Origin of the sequence: Cellulomonas gelida, from assembly GCF_006538725.1 — a bacterium.
Lineage (GTDB): Bacteria > Actinomycetota > Actinomycetes > Actinomycetales > Cellulomonadaceae > Cellulomonas > Cellulomonas gelida.
The window spans coordinates 13,760-32,227 of the sequence record NZ_BJLQ01000011.1 but is presented as its reverse complement, the minus strand read 5'-3'; the positions used below and the strand labels follow the sequence as shown (position 1 = coordinate 32,227).

Genomic DNA, 18,468 nt, shown 5'->3' with positions numbered 1-18,468 from the left:
GTCCGCGTGAGCGCCGCGACCGCAGTCCCGCCCGTGGCCGCCCCGCGGCCCTCCGACGCGCTCGCCGCGCCCGGCGCCACCACGACGACCGAGACGCGCGCCGTGACCGGCACGCACGTCGCGCCGTCACCGCGTCCGCTGGGCAGCGTCGACCGCCCGACGATCTCGTTCGAGCTCTTCCCGCCGCGCAACCCGCAGGCCGCCCCGCGCCTGTGGGAGACCGTGCGGGCGCTCGAGTCGGTGCACCCGGACTTCGTCTCGGTGACCTACGGCGCCTCGGGCAAGACGCGCGAGACGTCGCGCGCGCTGGTGTCCCGGCTGCTCCAGGAGACGTCGCTGTCGCCGATCGCGCACCTGACGTGCGTCGGGACGAGCCGCGAGGAGATCACGACGATCGTCGAGGAGTTCCTCGACGAGGGCGTCCGCTCGTTCCTCGCGCTGCGCGGCGACCCGCCTGTGGGCCAGGACGACTGGCAGGCGCACCCCGACGGCCTGGCGACCGCGAGCGAGCTCGTCGGGCTGCTGCGCGAGATCGAGAGCCGCCGGTGCACGGCGAGCCCCGCCCAGGCGGTGCGGGCGCGGGTGCGGCCGCTGTCGGTCGCGGTCGCCGCGTTCCCGCGCGGCAACGCGGCGACGGGCGGCACGCGAGCGCAGGACGTGGCCTCCCTGCTGGCCAAGCAGGAGGCGGGCGCGGACTTCGCGATCACTCAGGTGTTCTACGACGCCGAGGCGTACCTCGGGCTCGTCGCCGAGGCGCGCGAGGCCGGCGTGGTCATCCCGATCATCCCGGGCATCATCCCGGCGACCGACCCGGCGCGCCTCGAGCGCGTGCAGGCGCTCACGGGCGTCCCCGTGCCCCGCGCGCTGCTCGAGACGCTCGCCTCGGCGGACGACGAGCGCGAGCGGCACCGCCGCGGGATCCGCGCGGGCGTGGACCTCATCAACGGGATCCTCGACGGCGGCGCACCGGGCGTGCACCTCTACACGTTCAACACCCACGGCGCCGCGCTCGACCTGCTCGAGGGCGCCGACCTGGACGGCCGCGGTCGCGACTGACGCCCGTCGTCGGCCCGCCCGCACCCACGCACGACCCGAGAACCACGCACCACCCGAGCACCACCCCAGAACGTCAGTCCCCTGCACGACCACGACACCGAAGGCTGGACCCTGATGAGCGAGACCCCGCAGTTCCCGACCGGCTCCGTGCTCGGCTACCCGCGCATCGGGCCGCGCCGCGAGCTCAAGAAGGCCATCGAGGCGTTCTGGGCCGGGCGGTCGACGGCCGACGAGGTCGAGGCGACCGCCGCGCAGCTGCGTCGTCGGACGCGTGACCGCCTGGTCGAGCTCGGCCTGCCGAAGGACGTCCCCGCGATCCCGAGCGCGTTCTCGTTCTACGACCACGTGCTCGACGCGAGCGCGGTCGTCGGCGCGATCCCCGCGCGGTTCGCCGACCTGGTCGACGAGGACGGCGCACTCGACCTCGCGGGCTACTCGACCGTGGCGCGCGGCCGCGGCGACGACCTGCCGCTCGAGATGACCAAGTGGTTCGACACGAACTACCACTACCTGGTTCCGGAGATCGGCCCCGAGACGACGTTCCGCTACGCGGGCACGCGTCCGGTCGCGGAGTTCGTCGAGGCGCTCTCCGAGGGCGTGCTCACGCGCCCTGTGATCGTCGGTCCGGTGACCTACCTCGCGCTCGCGAAGGCCACCGAGGGCGCACCCGCGGACTTCTCCCCGATCGACCGCCTGCACGACCTGCTGCCGGTCTACGCCGACCTGCTGCAGGATCTCGCCGCCGCGGGCGCCACGTGGGTGCAGCTCGAGGAGCCGGCGCTCGTCTCGGAGAGCATCGACGTGCCGGTCGAGCGCCTGCTCGCCGCGACCGTCGAGGCGTACCGCGCGCTGAGCACCGACCTGACCCGTCCGCAGCGGCCCGCGATCTTCGTCGCCGCCCCGTACGGCGACCTGGGCGCGGCGCTCCCGGTGCTGGCCGCCACCGATGTCGAGGCGATCGGCCTGGACCTGGTCAAGGGCGCTGCGCCCGCCGAGGCCGTCCCGGGCCTGGAGACCAAGACGCTGGTCGCGGGGGTCATCGACGGGCACAACATCTGGCGCGCGGACCTCGACGCCAAGCTCCAGGTGCTCGAGCAGCTCGAGGTGCTGGGCGCCGCCGCCGTCACGGTCGGCACGTCGACGTCGCTGTTCCACGTGCCGCACGACACGGCCGACGAGCCGGACCTGGACCCCGCGCTGAAGAGCTGGCTCGCGTTCGCCGACCAGAAGGTCGCCGAGGTCGTCACGCTCGCCGAGGGCCTGTCGGAGGGCCGCGAGGCGATCCACGAGCAGCTGCTCGAGGCCTCCGACGCCGTCGCCTCGCGCCGCGGTGCGCCGGGCGTCGTGCGGCCCGAGGTCCGCGAGCGCACCGGCTCGTTGACCGAGGACGCGTTCCACCGCGGGGACTTCGACGACCGCAAGATCGCCCAGGCCGCGCGCCTGAACCTGCCGCCGCTGCCGACGACGACGATCGGCTCGTTCCCGCAGACGCCTGAGATCCGCAAGGCCCGCGCCGCGCACGGCAAGGGCGAGCTGACCGACGAGCAGTACGTCGAGGAGATGAAGGCGGAGATCCGCCGCGTCGTCGAGCTGCAGGAGCGGATCGGCCTGGACGTGCTGGTGCACGGCGAGCCCGAGCGCAACGACATGGTCCAGTACTTCGCGGAGAACCTCGACGGGTTCGCGGTCACGCGCAACGGCTGGGTGCAGTCGTACGGCTCGCGCTGCACGCGTCCGTCGATCCTGTGGGGCGACGTCTCGCGGCCGAAGCCGATCACCGTCGACTGGACCACGTACACCCAGTCGCTCACGGACAAGCCCGTCAAGGGCATGCTCACCGGTCCGGTCACGATCCTCGCGTGGAGCTTCGTGCGCGACGACCAGCCGCTGCGCGAGACCGCCAACCAGGTGGGCCTGGCACTGCGCGACGAGATCGCCGACCTCGAGGCCGCGGGCATCGCCGTGATCCAGGTCGACGAGCCCGCGCTGCGCGAGCTGCTCCCGCTGCGCGAGGCGGACCACGCGGACTACCTCGACTGGTCGGTGAGCTCGTTCCGGCTCTCGACGTCGGGCGTGCGCCCGGACACCCAGATCCACACGCACCTGTGCTACTCGGAGTTCGGCCAGATCATGGGCGCGATCGACGGCCTCGACGCCGACGTGACGTCCATCGAGGCCGCGCGCTCGAAGATGGAGATCCTCGGCGACATCGCGGCGGCGGGCTACCCGCGCGCGGTCGGCCCGGGCGTCTACGACATCCACTCGCCGCGCGTCCCGTCCGAGGAGGAGGTCACCGAGCTCCTCACCGACGCGGTGAAGGCGATCGCGGTCGACCAGCTCTGGGTCAACCCGGACTGCGGCCTGAAGACCCGCCGCTACGAGGAGGTCACCCCCTCGCTCGAGCGCATCCTGGCGGCGACCCGCACGGTCCGCGCCACGCTCTGACGCAGTCCGTCGACGGGCCGGTCCTCCCTGCGGGGGCCGGCCCGTTGGTCGTGACCGACCCCGGCTCACCCGCCCGGGGCTCTCCCCGCCCTGCGCCACCTGCCGCTCAGGCACCCTTGGTGATCAGGCGCATGATCGCGGCATCGCGAGCTTCTCGATCCTTCTCACGCTGCGCGGCCTTCACGGCGTACTCACCGCCAGGGGCGAGCTTGGCGTCCAGGACCTCGAATGCCGCACGGTCGCTCGCGCTCAGGCGGCGGGCGGGCCCACGCCGGACCGTGTGGCCGGACGTCGCATCGCTCTGCTTCACGGTCGCCGCCTCCTCGTCACCCTGCGTGGCGTGCTGATGCTCTTGCGGTACTTGCTGGACGCGACCGCGACGAGGGCCACCGCGACCCGGTCCGGCGCCGACTGGGCCACTCTGAGGTCCCGAGCTCGGGAGGCAGGGTGCTCGCGTCCATGGGAGACGACCGTAGCGGCGAACCGGACATCTGGGGCGCAGGCTGTGGAGGGTGGGGGGCGCCCGGGTGGGTAGTGTCCGAGCCGTGAGTGTCTTCGACGTTCCCCTCGACGAGCTGCGCAGCCGCACGAGCCAGAAGTGGCGACGCTACCCCGCCGAGGTGCTGCCGCTGTTCGTCGCCGAGATGGACGTGCGCGTGTGCGAGCCGGTCGAGCGGGCGCTGGCCGACGTCGTGCGGCGCAGCGACACGGGGTACCCGGCGGGCCGGCCGTACCAGGAGGCGTTCGCGGGGTTCGCCGAGGGTCGCTGGGGCTGGACCGTGGACCCGGCGACGATCGCGCTGGTCCCCGACGTGATGCAGGGCTCGGTCGAGGTGCTGTCGCTGCTCACCGACCCCGGGGACGCGGTCGTCATCAACCCGCCCGTGTACCCGCCGTTCCGCGGCTTCGTCGAGCGCATCGGCCGCCGGGTGGTCACGGCGGACCTGGGCGCGGACGGCCGCCTCGACCTCGCGGCACTCGACGCGGCGTTCGCGCGGGCCCGGTCCGACGGGCGCCGGGCGGCCTACCTGCTGTGCCACCCGCACAACCCGACGGGCACGATGCACCGGCCCGACGAGCTGCGCGCGGTCGGCGCGCTGGCGGCGGAGCACGGCGTGCGCGTCGTGTCCGACGAGGTGCACGCTCCGCTCGCGCTCGACGAGCCGTTCACCTCGGCGACGACCGTGATCCCCGACGCGGTCGCGCTGCACTCCGCGTCGAAGGCGTTCAACCTCGCGGGCCTCAAGGCGGCGCTCGCGGTGCCCGGCCCGGACGCGGTGGCCGACCTGGCCCGGCTCTCCGAGCTGGTCGGCATGGGCGTCGGCCACGTCCCGGTGCTCGTGCACGCGGCGGCGCTGACCGGTGGCGGGGACTGGCTGGACGCGCTGCTCGACTCGTTGCGTGAGAGCCGCGCGCACCTGCGCGGCCTGCTCGACGAGCACCTGCCGCTGGTCGCCTGGACGCCCGGCGACGCCACCTACTTCGCGTGGCTGGACCTGCGCGCGCAGCTCCCGGGCGACGCCAACCCGGCTGCGCGCGTGCTCACCGAGGGGCGCGTCGCGGTCAATCCGGGCCACACGTTCGGCGCTCCAGGCGACGGGTTCGTGCGGCTCAACTTCGCGACGTCGCCGGCGATCCTCACCGACGCGGTGAGCCGCATCGCGGCGGCACTCGCCAGACCGGCCCCCGCCTGACCGGCGCGGGGCTCCTGACCGCTGCGGTCAGGGCACGCGCAGGGACTCGACGATGCGCACGTCCGCGTCGAGCCACGGCACGTCCATCCAGTGCGCGCGGGGCAGCCACCGCAGCTCGTCGTGCTCGACCAGGGGCTCGGGCGTACCGCTCGCGAGCTCGGCCCACCACAGCCGCATCACGTACTTCTCGGAGAGCCGCCACAGCCCGTCGTCGGGCCCGACGACCTCGGCACCGAGCGTGATCCGCACGCCCAGCTCCTCGCGGATCTCCCGGTGCAGCGCGTCGACCGGGGACTCGCCGTCGTCGACCTTGCCGCCCGGGAACTCCCACCGCCCTGCGAGGCTCGCGGGCGTCGTGCGTCGGGCGGCGAGCAGCTCGTACGGCGCGTCGAGGTCGTCGACGATCGCGGCGGCCACGACGAGCACGGGATCCATGCGGTGAGTCTGCCAGTCGAACTGCGCCCGACCGGGACCGCCAAGGGGCCCGGGGACGACGACGGCCCGCCCTGGAGGGAGCGGGCCGGTCGGGTGTGTCCGCCGGAGCGGAGACCACCGTTCGTCGTGGAGCGGCGTGGGTCGACGAGGCGGGAGTCAGCGGATGCCGTGCTCGACCGCCCACGCGACGGCCTCGGCGCGCGTCGAGACGCCGATCTTGCGGTAGACGCTGCGGACCTGCGACTTGACGGTGTTGCGCGTGACGAAGAGCTGGGTGGCGATCTCCTCGAGCGTGACGTCCTCGGCAAGCTCCGCGAGCACCACGCGCTCACGACGGGTGAGAGTCTCCGCGACCGTCACGGTCCCGGTGGTCTCCAACATGCTCATCTTGTCCTCCGATCGGCTGCACGGGCCCGGCAGTGCCGGGCATCCGTGGGTCATTCGGTGGATGAGAGGGGCCGGGCACGCGTCCATGACGCCGTTTCGCCCGACTTCTTTTTCTCACCGTGATCCGCACCCACGGGTCGTCCCGCTTGTGCCCACAATGAACGCGAGGTCGTCGGCCTGATACACCCGACCCCGGTGCGGCCCCGGGCTTTCACCCGTTCGGCCCATGTGCGCGTCACCCGCGACGCGGCGTCGTCGGCGGTGCCGGACGGTTCCCCCGACCGGCGTCGCCTAGCCCGCCGCGTGGGCGGCGTACTCCTCGGCGGTGAGCAGCGGACCGGCGGTGGTGACCTCGACCTTGAGGAGCCAGCCCGCGCCGAACGGGTCGGCGTTGACGACCGACGGGTCGTCGACGGCCGCGGTGTTGACCTCGACCACGGTGCCGGAGACCGGCGAGAACAGCTCGGAGACGGACTTGGTGGACTCGATCTCACCGATCACGGTGCCGGCGTCGATCGACTCACCGACCGCGGGGAGCTCGAGGTAGACGATGTCGCCGAGCGCCTCGGCGGCCACGGACGTGATGCCGACCGTCGCGGGGCTCCCGTCGGTCAGCCACTCGTGCTCGAGCGTGTACTTCAGGTCGGCGGGGAGGTCAGTCATGGAGGTGCTCCGCTCTCGTACGTCGTCTACTAAGGAGGTCTACCGGTCGCGGCGGTAGAAGGGAAGTGGAACCACTCGCACGGGCTCGTGCCGGCCGCGCACGTCCACGGCCAGCTCGGTGCCCTCGGCGCTGACCTCGGGGGTCACGTAGGCCATCGCGACGGGGTGGCCGAGGGTCGGCGACGGCGCCCCGGACGTCACGGTCCCGACGACCGCGCCGTAGCCGGTGACCACCGGGTAGCCGTGGCGTGCGGCGCGGCGGGACAGACCCTGCAGCCCGACGAGCGTGCGCGCGGGCGCCGACGCGGCGCGCGCGGCGAGCGGCTCGCGGCCGACGAACGGCAGGGGCGCACCCTCGTCGTCGACCTTGTCGAGCTTGACCACGCGGCCCAGGCCGGCGTCGTGCGGGGTCGTCGTGGTGTCGAGCTCGTTGCCGTACAGCGGCATGCCGGCCTCGAGGCGCAGCGAGTCGCGCGCGGACAGGCCCGCGGGGACCAGGCCCAGCGGCGTGCCGGCGTCCAGCACCGCGCGCCACAGCGTGGGGGCGTCCGGCGCGGGCACGAACAGCTCGTAGCCGTCCTCGCCCGTGTAGCCGGTGCGCGCGACGAGCGCGTCGAGCCCGGCGACGCGCGCCGGCACGGACGCGTAGTACGTGAGCGTGCGCACCGCCTCGGCCTCGGCCGGGTCGTCGACCAGGCCGACGACGACCTGCTCGGCACGCGGGCCCTGCACCGCGATGAGCGCGGTCTCGAGCGAACGGTCGGTGAGCGTCACGTCGTCGCGGCCCGCGAGCCGCTCCGTGAGCGCGTCGCGCACCACGTCCACGTTGGAGGCGTTGGCGACGACGAGGTAGCGGCGCGAGGCCTGCGCCGCGCCGTCCTCGTCGGCGAGGCGGTACACGACGAGGTCGTCGAGCACGCCGCCGTCGGGGGCGCAGAGCATCGTGTAGCGCGCGCGGCCCACCGCGAGCGCCGTGAGGTTCCCGACGAGCGCGCGGTCGAGCGCGTCGCCCGCCCCCGGTCCCGTGACCCACAGCTCGCCCATGTGCGACAGGTCGAACAGCCCGGCCGCGGTGCGCACCGCGGTGTGCTCCGCGACGTCCGAGCCGTACCGCAGGGGCATCTGCCACCCCGCGAAGTCGGTGAGCGCGGCGCCCAGCGCGACGTGCTCGTCGTGCAGCGGCGACCGGCGTGCCTCGTGCTCGCTCATGCGGTGCTCCTCGGTGTGCTCTCGTCCTGCGGGGTTCACTCGGCGAAGGACTCGACCGGCGGGCACGAGCAGACCAGGTTGCGGTCTCCCCGGGCCCCGTCGATCCGGCGGACCGGCGGCCAGTACTTGTTCCGGCGCAGGCTCGCCAGCGGGTAGGCGGCGAGCTCGCGGCCGTACGGGTGCGACCACTCGTCGGCCGTGACCGACGCCGCGGTGTGCGGCGCGTTGCGCAGCGGCGAGTCCTCGAGCGGCCACGTGCCCGCCGCGACCTCGTCGATCTCCGCGCGGATCGCGACCATCGCGTCGACGAACCGGTCGAGCTCGGCCAGGTCCTCGCTCTCGGTCGGCTCGACCATGAGCGTGCCCGGCACGGGGAAGGACAGCGTCGGGGCGTGGAAGCCGTAGTCCTGCAGGCGCTTGGCCACGTCCTCGGCCGTCACGCCGGTGTCCTTGGTGAGCTCGCGCAGGTCGAGGATGCACTCGTGCGCGACGAGCCCGTTCGGGCCTGTGTAGAGCACCGGGAAGTGCTCGCGCAGGCGGGTCGCGAGGTAGTTCGCGGCGAGCACAGCCACCTCGGTCGCGCGGCGCAGGCCGTCGGGGCCCATGAGCGCGACGTACGCCCACGAGATCGGCAGGATGCCGGCCGATCCCCACGGCGCGGCGGACACGGGCGGCACGTGCACCGCGGGGTCGGCCTCCGTGGACGGGCGCGTCGGGCTCGTCGTCGGGTTGCCCGGCAGGTACGGCACGAGGTGCGCCGCGACCGCGACCGGACCCACGCCCGGACCGCCGCCGCCGTGCGGGATGCAGAACGTCTTGTGCAGGTTGAGGTGGGAGACGTCGCCGCCCATCTCGCCGGGGCGCGCCAGGCCGACGAGCGCGTTGAGGTTGGCGCCGTCGATGTAGACCTGGCCGCCCGCCTCGTGCACCAGGTCGCAGACCTCGCGCACGTGCTCCTCGTACACGCCGTGCGTGGACGGGTACGTGATCATGATCGCCGCGACCTGCGGGCCGTGCTGCTCGAGCTTCGCGCGCAGGTCGTCGAGCTCGATCTCGCCGTCCGGGGCGGTCGCGACGACGACCACGCGCAGTCCCGCGAGCGCCGCGCTCGCCGCGTTCGTGCCGTGCGCCGAGGCCGGGATGAGGCACACGTCGCGCTGCGCCTGGCCGCGCGCGTGGTGGTACGCCTTGATCGCGAGCAGCCCCGCGAACTCGCCCTGCGAGCCGCCGTTCGGCTGCACCGAGACCGCCGCGTACCCCGTGATCTCCGCGAGCCAGTCCTGCAGCTGCGTGACGAGCTCGGCGTAGCCGGCCGTCTGGTCGGCGGGCGCGTACGGGTGGACGTCCGCGAACTGCGGCCAGGAGATGGGCTCCATCTCCGCGGTCGCGTTGAGCTTCATGGTGCACGATCCCAGCGGGATCATCGTGCGGTCCAGCGCGAGGTCCTGGTCCGAGAGCCGGCGCAGGTAGCGCAGCATCGCGGTCTCGGAGCGGTACAGGTGGAACACCGGGTGCGTGAGGAACTCGTCGGTGCGCGTCGCCCAGTCCGGCAGCGGTGCGCTCGGACGGTCCTGCGCGACGAAGCCGAAGTCGACCTGACCCTGCTCGTCGACCTCGAGCGTCGTGGCGCCGGCGAGCGCGAAGGCGCCGATCACCGGCGACAGGTCCGCCGGGGTCGTCGTCTCGTCGAAGGCGATCTGCACGTGGTCGTCGTCGGGCGCGAAGAGGTTCACGCCCAGGCGCGCGGCATGCGCGACGATCTCGCGCGCCCGCCCCGGGACGACCGTCCGGACGGTGTCGAAGAACGCGTCGTGCTCGACCTCGACGCCGTGCTCGACGAGCAGCTCCGCGAGCCGGTGGGCGCGTGCGTGCACCCGGTCCGCGATCGCGCGCAGGCCGTCGGGGCCGTGGTGCACCGCGTACATCGAGGCGACGATCGCGAGCAGGGCCTGCGCGGTGCAGATGTTGCTCGTCGCCTTCTCGCGACGGATGTGCTGCTCGCGGGTCTGCAGCGCGAGGCGGTAGGCGGGCGCGCCGTCCGCGTCGACGCTCACGCCGACCAGGCGGCCGGGCAGCATGCGCTCGAGGCCCGTGCGCACCGCCATGAACGCCGCGTGCGGGCCGCCGCCGAACAACGGGACGCCGAACCGCTGCGCCGAGCCGACCGCGACGTCCGCGCCGAGCGTCCCCGGCGAGGTGAGCAGCGTGAGCGCCAGGAGGTCGGTCGCGGCCGTGACCAGCCCGCCGCGCTCCTTCGTCGTCGCGATCACGTCCCGCAGGTCCCGGACCTGGCCGGACGCAGCCACCTGCTGCACGACGAGACCGATCAGGTCACCCTCGACGTCGGGCAGGCCCTGAGACAGGTCGGCCACCACCACGGGCAGGCCGATCGCCTGCGCGCGGCCCACGGTCACCGCGAGGGACTGCGCGAAGAGCTGGTCGTCGAGCACGACCGTGCCCGCCTTGCCGCGCTGCACGCGCCACATGAGCGCCACGGCCTCGGCCACCGCGGTCGCCTCGTCGAGCAGGCTCGCGTTCGCGATCGCCAGGCCCGTGAGGTCCTCGACCATGGTCTGGAAGTTGAGCAGCGCCTCGAGACGACCCTGGCTGATCTCCGGCTGGTAGGGGGTGTACGCGGTGTACCAGGCGGGCGACTCGAGCACGTTGCGGCGGATCACGGGCGGCGTGATCGTGCCGGAGTAGCCCTGGCCGATCATCGGGCGCAGCACCTGGTTCTTGTCCGCGATCGCGCGCAGCGCGCCCTGCACGTCGTGCTCGTCGCGCGCCTCCGGCAGGTCCAGCGGGCGGCCGCTGCGGATGCTCTGCGGCACGGCCGCGTCGATCAGGGCATCGAGGGAGTCGTAGCCGACCGTCGCGAGCATGCGCGCGGTCTCGTCGCCGCGGGGCCCGACGTGCCGGTCGACGAACTGCTGCGCGGCGGGCGAGACGCGCCCGGCGCCCGTGGGGGCGGTGGCTGCGGGGGGCGTGGTGATCGACACGAGCTGCTCCGGGGGTCGTCCGGCGACGCCGGGACGGGTGGTGGGCTCCCCGCTCTGTCATCCGTCGCGTGGCGCGACGACCTGAGAGTTTTGCCGGTCCGCCATGGCTGTCGATCCAGCCCGGGGCGCGCCGGCTTGCACCGTCGGTGGGCCGTCCCGTGGTGGGCCGGCCGCTTTCCAGAGTTGCCTCGCCGTGGCGGTACAGGGGCCTGAGAGATTCCCGGGGAGGGTTGCTCCTTCGGCGCCCGCTCCTGCGGGACTCTCCCGCCTCGGTTCGAGCAGCGTGTTCAGTTGTCCGCCGCTGAGACCGGACCGGCCGACGACGCTGGGGCAAGGCTACCCGCTCACCGCTGCCGGGTGACGGCGGGTGCCGGTCCGGGTTTCCACGGCGAGACGCCGGGCAGATCGGGCGCAGGCGTGGTTAGCCTGGCCGGGTGAGCGAACCCCGTGCGGTCGTGGTGGTCGTCTCCGACCGCTGCGCGGCCGGCACGCGCGAGGACCGGTCCGGTCCTGCCGCGGTCGAGCTGCTGCGCTCGGCCGGGTACGCCGTGGGCGATCCGGTCGTCGTGCCGGACGGCGCCGAGTCGGTCCGCACCGCGGTGCTCGCGGCGGTGAGCGGCGGGGCGCGGCTCGTCGTGACGTCCGGTGGGACGGGCGTCGGTCCCCGCGACGAGACGCCCGAGGGCACCCGCCCGCTGCTCGCCAAGGAGCTGCCCGGCGTGCCCGAGCTGCTGCGCCGGTCGTCGGACGTGCCCACCGCCACGCTCAGCCGCGGGCTGGCCGGGGTGACCGCCGAGGGCGTCGTCGTGGTGAACCTGCCCGGCTCGACGGGCGGCGTGCGGGAGGGGCTCGTCGTGCTCGTGCCGCTGCTCCCCCACCTGCTGAGCCAGGTCGAGGGCGGAGACCACGGGTGATCGCGGCCGTCACGGACCAGCCGCTTGACCTGCTGTTTCACGTGGAACATGTGTCCGGGCCCCGCGCGGGCGCGGTGGCGACGTTCGTCGGGCTGGTCCGGGACCACGACCCGTCGGTGGTCGGCGAGGTCGTCGGGCTCGAGTACAGCGCGCACCCGGACGCGGGCCGCACGCTCGAGCGGCTGGCCGCGCAGGTCGCGTCCGACGAGGACGTGCTCGGCGTCGCCGTGAGCCACCGGGTCGGGCACGTGCGCGTGGGCGAGGCGGCGATCGTGGCGGCCGTGGCGGCCGCGCACCGGGCCGAGGCGTTCGACGCGTGCCGTCGGCTCGTCGAGACCGTCAAGGCCGAGCTGCCGGTCTGGAAGCGCGAGCTGCTCGCCGACGGCACCCACCACTGGGTGGGGCTGTGACCACTCCGCCGCCGACCTCGCCGCCCGGGCCCGCTGTGCCTCCTCGGGGCACGCTCGTCGACCGGTTCGGCCGCGCGCACCACGACCTGCGCATCTCGCTCACCGACCGCTGCTCGCTGCGCTGCACCTACTGCATGCCCGCCGAGGGCGTCCCGTGGCTCGCGCGCTCGACCATGCTCAGCACCGACGAGATCGTCCACGTCGCCCGGGTGGGCGTCGCGCTCGGCATCCGGGAGATCCGGCTCACGGGCGGCGAGCCGCTGCTGCGCGTGGACGTCGTCGACGTCGTGCGCCGCCTGACCGCGCTCACCACCCCCGACGGGGCGCCTGTCGAGGTCTCGCTCACCACCAACGCGCTGCGCCTGCCCGCCCTCGCCGCCCCGCTGCGCGACGCCGGCCTCACCCGCGTCAACGTCTCCCTCGACACGCTCGACCGGGCGCGCTTCGCCGAGCTCACGCGCCGCGACAAGCTGGTCGAGACGCTCGCCGGCATCGCGGCGGCCGACGCCGCCGGGCTGCACCCGGTGAAGATCAACGCGGTCGCGATGCGCGGCGTGAACGACGACGAGGTCGTCGCACTCACTCGGTTCGCCGTCGAACGCGGCTACCAGATGCGGTTCATCGAGCAGATGCCGCTCGACGGCGGACACACCTGGGACCGGACCGAGATGGTCACGCAGGCGGAGATCCTCGAGCGGCTGCGGGCGGCGTTCACGCTGACCGAGGTCCCCGGCCGGGGTGCGGCGCCCGCCGAGCTCTGGCACGTCGACGGCGGGCCCGCGACCGTGGGCGTCATCGCGTCGGTGTCCGCGCCGTTCTGCGGCGCGTGCGACCGGTTGCGCCTCACCGCCGACGGGCAGCTGCGTGCGTGCCTGTTCTCGCAGACCGAGGTCGACACGCGCGACGTCCTCCGGTCCGACGAGCCCGCGCCCCTGATCGACGAGGGCCTCGCGGCCGCGTACCGGCAGTGCCTGGCCGGCAAGAAGGCCGGCCACGACATCGACGACCCCACGTTCCTGCAGCCGCGCCGTCCCATGAGCGCGATCGGCGGCTGACCACCCGCCCCGTCCCCTCCCGCCCGCTCGGCGGCTCGCCGGCAGGGCTCAGCCGCCCGCGAAGGGGGGCAGGACGTCGAGCGTCGCGCCGGGCGCGACCTGGTCCGACGGCTCGACGCGGCGCCCGTCGGCCAGCAGCGCGCACCGGCCGAGGATCGGCTCGAGGGCCGGGTGTCGCGTGACCAGCGCGGCGCGCAGCGCCTCACCCGTGCCCGCCGGGACCTGCTCGGCGTCACGACCGGCGGCCTCCGCCGCGGCGGCGAAGTAGCGGACGGTGATCATGCGGACTCGTCGTCCCACGCGCTCGCGGCCGCCTCGACGTCCGCGAGGATCGCCGCGATCTCGTCGGGCGTGCGTCCCGCGGCCGCGAGCCCGGCGACGAACATCGACACCGGCACCGCGGGCCGCGCGACCGAGTGCGCGACCTCGCTGGACAGGTCGAGCAGGCGGTCGACGTCGACGAGCCCACGCTCGACGCCGAGCCGGTCGGTCAGGTGGTCGACCCACAGCGGCAGGTCGGCCCCGGGTGCTCGACGCGGATCACTCATGACGCTCCCTCGGCTCGCTGTGCGCTTCCCTGATGGTGCCACCCTCCGGGTGCGCGTCCGCCCGTTCGGTCGTACGAGTCTCCCCCCGGCGGTCGGGTGCGGCCGACGCGAGCTCGGCGTCCAGCCGGTGGATGGCCGGCCAGGTGTCGGCGTCCGCGGCTGCGCCGCCCGGGTCCGGGACGTCCGCGAGCCTCAGCGTCGCGACGAGCCGGCGGACGGAGGCGCCGCGCACACCACGGTCGTGAGCGGGTGCGCGGTGGTCGGCGGCGACGTCGTCGGCGTCGTCGGCACCGGCGCGGAGCGCTGCGAGCGCGCGGACGAGCGCGGTGCGGCGGTAGGCGGCGACGAGGTGCTGGGGGTGACCCTCGTCGTCGACGAGCCGGGCGCCGTCCACACCGGGGTCCTGCGCCGCCGCGACGAGCGCCCCCACGACGAGGCCCGCGCGCGGCACGTCGCACGCGAGCACGACGACCACGTCGGCCGCCCCGTGCTCGCGTTCCTCCTCGAGCCCCTCCAGCAGCGCGAGGCCCGCGGCGATCCCCGCGACCGGGCCGCCGAGCGGTGGGTCCTCGAGGGTCGTCGGGACGTCCGGGCGGGCCAGGGCGTCCGGGGCGACGAGCACGCGCGTACGCGCCTGCGCGACCGCCGCGAGCGCGTGGTCGACGAGCGCCCGCCCGGCGACGACGACCTCGGGCTTCACCACGCCCGCCTCGGGACCTCCCAGCCGACGACCGGCGCCGCCCGCGAGCACGATCGCGTCCCACACCTCAGGACGCCCGGTGCCAGTCGCCCGACTTGCCGCCCGTCTTCGCCTCGAGCCGGACGTCCGCGATGCGCACGGACTTGTCGAGGCCCTTGACCATGTCGACCACCGCGAGCGCCGCGACGCTCACCGCCGTGAGCGCCTCCATCTCGACCCCCGTGCGGTCGGCGGTGCGCACGGTCGCGGTGATCCGGACGCCGTCGTCGTCGATCGACAGGTCCACGGACGCGCCGTGCACCCCGATGACGTGCGCGAGCGGCAACAGCTCGGGCGTGCGCTTGGCCGCGGCGATGCCCGCGATGCGTGCGACCGCGAGCACGTCACCCTTGGGCACGGACCCGTCGCGCAGCGCGGCGACCACCGCAGGACCGCACGCCACGAGCCCGGACGCCGTCGCGGACCGGACGGTCGGCTTCTTCTCGGTGACGTCGACCATGCGCGCGTGACCGCGCGCGTCGAGGTGCGTGAACTCGCTCATGTCCAGAAGACCTCCAGGGTGTCGCCGGCGCGGACCTCGTCCACGTCGGCGGGCACGATCGCCAGTCCGTGCGCCTGCGGGAGCCGCGCGACGAGATGCGAGCCGGAGCCCCGCGCCGTCGCGCGCCGGACGCGCGGGAGGCCTCCCTCGTCGGACGACACGTCGTCGGACCGCACGTCGTCGGACCGCACGTCGTCGGCCGGCACCTCGTCGGACGGCACGCGGCGGACCGGCATGAGCTGGGCGCGCGCGGGCGGGGTGCGCCAGCCCTCGCCGACGACGACGCGCGTGCGCGGCCGCTCGACGTCGGCGAGGCCGAGCATGCGGCGGATCGCGGGCCGCACGAACACCTCGAACGACGCGTGCGTGCTCACGGGGTTGCCCGGCAGCGTCCAGATCGGGGTGCCGCCCGGGAGCCGGCCGAGACCCTGCGGCTTGCCCGGCTGCACCGCGACGCGCACGAACTCGACGCCCCGCTCGTCGGCGAGCGCGGCCTTGACCACGTCGAACGCCCCGACGCTCACACCGCCCGAGGTCACGATGCCGTCGACCGTCCCGTGCTCACCGGCGTCGAGGCCGACGAGCAGTCGGTGCAGGGCGGCGGGGTCGTCGGCGACAGGGCCGAGGCGCAGCGGCTCGGCGCCCGCGTCCAGCACCGCGGCAGCGAGCAGCCAGGAGTTGGAGTCGGGGATCTGACCGCGCCGCAGCTCGGCGCCGGGCTCGACGAGCTCGTCGCCGGTCGAGATCACCGCGATGCGCGGCCGACGGTGCACGACGAGCGTCGCGCGCCCGACCGACGCCGCGGCTGCGAGGTGCGTCGGGCCGACGAGCGCGCCCGCCGGCAGCACGGCCTCGCCCGCGTCGGCGTCCTCGCCGGCACGTCGCACGTGCGCGCCGGGCGCGACCGCCGCACGCACCTCGACGAGCCCCGCGCCGCCGCCGTCGGCCCACTGCGGCTCGGCCGGGTCTCCGGCGGGCGCGTCGGGCACGGCGGTCTGCTCGACCGGGACCACGGCGTCCGCGCCCGGGGGCAGCGGTGCGCCGGTCATGATCCGGACCGCGGTGCCCGGGGCGACCTCGGGCTCGTCGGCGGAGCCGGCCGCGACGTCACCCACCACGCGCAGGACGACACCCGCGTCCACGGCCGCCGCCGCGACGTCCGCCGCGCGGACCGCGTACCCGTCCATCGCGGAGTTGTCCCATCGCGGCAGCGCGGCCTGCGTGGTCACGTCGGCGGCGAGGACGAGCCCCAGCGCGTCGAGCAGCGGGACCTCGATGGCCGGCAGCGGCGCCGCCAGCGCGAGCGTCGCTGCCCGGTGCTCGTCGAGCGACCGCACGTGTACCCCTCTCGTCGTCGCCCGATGCTCCCACGCCCGCCCCACCCCGTGCGCCGCACCACGCGCCCCGCCGTCCCGTCGGTGCAGCGATGGATGCAGGGTGCGCGCAGCGCAGAGGCATCCGTCCTGCATTCATTCGTGCATCGAGCGCCCGACGACGGGGGCGCCGGCTGGTGGGTCAGCGGTGGGAAGTCGCCGTCGGCGCGTGGGAGAGCCAGGCGACGATGCCGCCCGTGAGGTTCGACGCGTCGATCCCTGCCGCGCGCAGCACCTGCGCGGCGGCGTGCGAGCGGGCACCCGCATGGCACACCACGACGACCGCCGGACCGTGCGACCAGTCGTGCAGCGCGGAGCCGTCGAGCACCGTCGCGAGCGGCACGGGCACCGCGCCCGGGAACGGTGCAGCGGCGATCTCGTACGGCTCACGGACGTCCACGACGACGACACCGTCGGCCGCGTCGGCGATCCGCGCCGCGAGCTCGTCGGCGCTGACCTGGGGCACGCGGTCCGCGGGCGAGACCGGCGACGGCACGGGCGCCTGCGCCGGGACCTGCACCGACGAGCCCGCCGGCGACGGCTCCCCCGTCGGCGCCTCGTCCCGCGCGTCGGCCCGCCCCGCGTCGGCCCCCGGACGCGACGACCGCGCGAGTGGAACCTCGGTCCAGCGCGAGCGCAGTGCGTCGAGCACCAGCACGCGACCCAGCAGCGGCTCGCCGAGCCCGCACACGAGCTTGACCACCTCGGTCGCCATGAGCGAGCCGACCTGCCCGCACAGCGCCCCGAGCACGCCGGCCTCGGCGCACGAGGGCACCTCGTCGGGCCCGGGCTCGACCGGGAACAGGTCGCGCAGCGTCACGCCGCCGCCCGGCGCCGCGGACCAGAACACCGACACCTGCGCGTCGAACCGCAGCACCGACCCCCACACGACGGGGATGCCGAGCGCCGCGGCGGCGTCGGAGACGAGGTAGCGCGTGGGGAAGTTGTCCGTCCCGTCGACGACGACGTCGTACCCGCCGAGGATCTCGCGCGCGTTGTCGCTGGTCAGGCGGACGGCGTGCGGCACGACGACGATGCTCGGGTCGAGGTGGTGCACCGCGTCGCGGGCCGAGTCCACCTTGGGCCGGCCCACGTCCGACGAGCCGTGGATGACCTGCCGCTGCAGGTTGGACACGTCGACCTCGTCGTCGTCGACGATCCCGAGCGTCCCGACACCCGCCGCGGCGAGGTACTGCAGCACGGGCGCCCCGAGCCCGCCCGCACCGAGCACGCACACGCGCGCGGCGCGCAGCCGCCGCTGCCCGACGAGCCCGATCCCCGGCAGGAGCAGGTGCCGCGAGCTGCGCGCCATCTGCTCAGCGGTCAGCTCTCCGCCCGGCTGCACCAGCGCTGAGTTCCCCACCCCCCCAACCTACGACCGTCCCGCCCCCGACCCCCGACGACCCAGCGACTACTCCGGGTCTCGGCGCCGTCAGCCGGAGCAAGCGCTGGGTCACCCCAGGAACCCGGACGACCCAGCGACTGCTCCGGGGAAGGGCGGCGGTGGCCGGAGCAAGCGCTGGGTGGCCGGTCGTGGCTGGGGTCAGTCGAAGTCGAGGAGGTCGCCCAGCCAGGACTCGCGCTTCTTCTTGCGCCGGTAGCGCGGGTCGTCGTACCGCGGGTCGCCCGACGAGCCGTAGCGCGAGCGGTCGTCGTCGCGCCGCCGCTCGTCGTAGCGCGGCTCGTCGTACCGGGGGCCGTCGTGGCGGGGGGCGTCGTAGCGAGGAGCGTCGTAGCGGGGTGCGTCATGGCGAGGCTCGGCGCCTGCGGGCGGCGTGCCGTAGGGGGGCGGCGTCGCAGCGGCACCGGGCGCCGGCGGTGCCCCGGGTGTCGAGACCGCCGCGGCGCGGTCGAGGATCTTGTCCAGCTCGCCGCGGTCGAGCCACACGCCGCGACAGGTCGGGCAGTAGTCGATCTCGACCCCCTGCCGCTCGGACATGACCAGCTCGGCCTGGTCGACGGGGCACTTCATGGCGCGCTCCTGACGGGATGAGGGCTGCTGACGCCACACCAACGACCGAGCGGCCGCGGACGTGCCC

The 18,468-nt window shown here is 74.7% G+C and carries 19 protein-coding genes and 1 riboswitch; of the genes, 6 read left to right on the top strand and 13 right to left on the bottom strand.

Features of this window, described 5'->3' with window-relative positions; all coding sequences use genetic code 11:
• The first annotated feature begins 6 nt into the window (after nucleotides 1-6).
• Nucleotides 7-1,056 (top strand): methylenetetrahydrofolate reductase, encoded by a 1,050-nt coding sequence (locus tag CGE01nite_RS06960; RefSeq protein ID WP_082156551.1) that lies wholly within the window; start codon nucleotides 7-9, stop codon nucleotides 1,054-1,056.
• A gap of 114 nt (nucleotides 1,057-1,170) precedes the next feature.
• Entirely contained in the window at nucleotides 1,171-3,501 is a 2,331-nt protein-coding gene (gene metE, locus CGE01nite_RS06955; protein ID WP_048344408.1) for a 5-methyltetrahydropteroyltriglutamate--homocysteine S-methyltransferase, read from the top strand.
• 106 nt (nucleotides 3,502-3,607) lie between these two features.
• Here metE and CGE01nite_RS06950 read toward each other — a convergent pair whose 3' ends face one another.
• Nucleotides 3,608-3,811 carry a hypothetical protein gene (locus CGE01nite_RS06950; protein ID WP_048344407.1) on the bottom strand — a complete coding sequence of 68 codons (204 nt, stop codon included), beginning with the start codon at nucleotides 3,809-3,811 and terminating at the stop codon, nucleotides 3,608-3,610.
• 235 nt (nucleotides 3,812-4,046) lie between these two features.
• Between CGE01nite_RS06950 and CGE01nite_RS06945 the strand changes: the two genes are divergently transcribed.
• A complete protein-coding gene (locus CGE01nite_RS06945; RefSeq protein WP_218022606.1) occupies nucleotides 4,047-5,195 on the top strand; it encodes a MalY/PatB family protein in 1,149 nt (382 codons plus the stop codon).
• Between the two features lie 27 nt (nucleotides 5,196-5,222).
• On the opposite strand, the gene CGE01nite_RS06940 is transcribed toward CGE01nite_RS06945, so the two are convergent.
• The 5 genes from CGE01nite_RS06940 to gcvP form a co-directional block, all read right to left on the bottom strand.
• Nucleotides 5,223-5,630: a (deoxy)nucleoside triphosphate pyrophosphohydrolase gene (locus CGE01nite_RS06940; protein ID WP_048344405.1), complete on the bottom strand. Its 408-nt coding sequence runs from the start codon at nucleotides 5,628-5,630 to the stop codon at nucleotides 5,223-5,225.
• 156 nt (nucleotides 5,631-5,786) lie between these two features.
• A complete protein-coding gene (locus CGE01nite_RS06935; RefSeq protein WP_048344404.1) occupies nucleotides 5,787-6,017 on the bottom strand; it encodes a helix-turn-helix domain-containing protein in 231 nt (76 codons plus the stop codon).
• Nucleotides 6,018-6,308: 291 nt separating this feature from the next.
• A complete protein-coding gene (gene gcvH, locus CGE01nite_RS06930; protein WP_048344403.1) occupies nucleotides 6,309-6,680 on the bottom strand; it encodes a glycine cleavage system protein GcvH in 372 nt (123 codons plus the stop codon).
• A 39-nt stretch (nucleotides 6,681-6,719) separates the two neighbouring features.
• Nucleotides 6,720-7,889 (bottom strand): glycine cleavage system aminomethyltransferase GcvT, encoded by a 1,170-nt coding sequence (gene gcvT / locus CGE01nite_RS06925; RefSeq protein ID WP_141369851.1) that lies wholly within the window; start codon nucleotides 7,887-7,889, stop codon nucleotides 6,720-6,722.
• A gap of 35 nt (nucleotides 7,890-7,924) precedes the next feature.
• The gene (gene gcvP, locus CGE01nite_RS06920; RefSeq protein ID WP_371857578.1) at nucleotides 7,925-10,882 is read right to left on the bottom strand and encodes an aminomethyl-transferring glycine dehydrogenase; all 2,958 of its coding nucleotides are present in this window, start codon (nucleotides 10,880-10,882) and stop codon (nucleotides 7,925-7,927) included.
• Nucleotides 10,883-11,075: 193 nt separating this feature from the next.
• Nucleotides 11,076-11,165, bottom strand: a riboswitch (glycine riboswitch).
• A gap of 157 nt (nucleotides 11,166-11,322) precedes the next feature.
• Here gcvP and CGE01nite_RS06915 point away from each other — a divergent pair.
• Genes CGE01nite_RS06915 through moaA form a run of 3 tightly spaced genes read left to right on the top strand, consistent with a single transcriptional unit; the run spans nucleotide 11,323 to nucleotide 13,267 of the window.
• Nucleotides 11,323-11,802 carry a MogA/MoaB family molybdenum cofactor biosynthesis protein gene (locus CGE01nite_RS06915; RefSeq protein WP_170210915.1) on the top strand — a complete coding sequence of 160 codons (480 nt, stop codon included), beginning with the start codon at nucleotides 11,323-11,325 and terminating at the stop codon, nucleotides 11,800-11,802.
• Nucleotides 11,803-11,852: 50 nt separating this feature from the next.
• Entirely contained in the window at nucleotides 11,853-12,212 is a 360-nt protein-coding gene (locus CGE01nite_RS06910) for a molybdenum cofactor biosynthesis protein MoaE (protein ID WP_371857574.1), read from the top strand.
• The gene (moaA, locus tag CGE01nite_RS06905) at nucleotides 12,209-13,267 is read left to right on the top strand and encodes a GTP 3',8-cyclase MoaA (protein ID WP_229747317.1); all 1,059 of its coding nucleotides are present in this window, start codon (nucleotides 12,209-12,211) and stop codon (nucleotides 13,265-13,267) included. The genes CGE01nite_RS06910 and moaA overlap by 4 nt, the downstream gene beginning before the upstream one ends.
• Before the next feature lie 48 nt (nucleotides 13,268-13,315).
• Here moaA and CGE01nite_RS06900 read toward each other — a convergent pair whose 3' ends face one another.
• The 7 genes from CGE01nite_RS06900 to CGE01nite_RS06870 form a co-directional block, all read right to left on the bottom strand.
• Nucleotides 13,316-13,549: a MoaD/ThiS family protein gene (locus CGE01nite_RS06900; protein ID WP_048344398.1), complete on the bottom strand. Its 234-nt coding sequence runs from the start codon at nucleotides 13,547-13,549 to the stop codon at nucleotides 13,316-13,318.
• On the bottom strand, nucleotides 13,546-13,815 hold the full coding sequence (locus CGE01nite_RS06895; RefSeq protein ID WP_141369845.1) for a DUF6457 domain-containing protein: 270 nt from the start codon (nucleotides 13,813-13,815) through the stop codon (nucleotides 13,546-13,548). Before CGE01nite_RS06895 ends, CGE01nite_RS06900 begins: the two co-directional genes overlap by 4 nt.
• Nucleotides 13,808-14,581 (bottom strand): molybdenum cofactor guanylyltransferase, encoded by a 774-nt coding sequence (mobA, locus tag CGE01nite_RS06890; protein ID WP_141369843.1) that lies wholly within the window; start codon nucleotides 14,579-14,581, stop codon nucleotides 13,808-13,810. The genes CGE01nite_RS06895 and mobA overlap by 8 nt, the downstream gene beginning before the upstream one ends.
• A 1-nt stretch (nucleotide 14,582) precedes the next feature.
• Complete coding sequence (moaC, locus tag CGE01nite_RS06885) at nucleotides 14,583-15,056, bottom strand: cyclic pyranopterin monophosphate synthase MoaC (RefSeq protein WP_048344396.1); 474 nt, start codon at nucleotides 15,054-15,056, stop codon at nucleotides 14,583-14,585.
• Nucleotides 15,053-16,393, bottom strand: a complete 1,341-nt coding sequence (locus CGE01nite_RS06880) for a molybdopterin molybdotransferase MoeA (RefSeq protein ID WP_141369841.1) — start codon at nucleotides 16,391-16,393, stop codon at nucleotides 15,053-15,055. The genes moaC and CGE01nite_RS06880 overlap by 4 nt, the downstream gene beginning before the upstream one ends.
• A gap of 178 nt (nucleotides 16,394-16,571) precedes the next feature.
• A complete protein-coding gene (locus CGE01nite_RS06875; RefSeq protein WP_141369934.1) occupies nucleotides 16,572-17,741 on the bottom strand; it encodes a ThiF family adenylyltransferase in 1,170 nt (389 codons plus the stop codon).
• A gap of 231 nt (nucleotides 17,742-17,972) precedes the next feature.
• Nucleotides 17,973-18,401: a TFIIB-type zinc ribbon-containing protein gene (locus CGE01nite_RS06870; protein ID WP_141369839.1), complete on the bottom strand. Its 429-nt coding sequence runs from the start codon at nucleotides 18,399-18,401 to the stop codon at nucleotides 17,973-17,975.
• Nucleotides 18,402-18,468 lie beyond the last annotated feature (67 nt).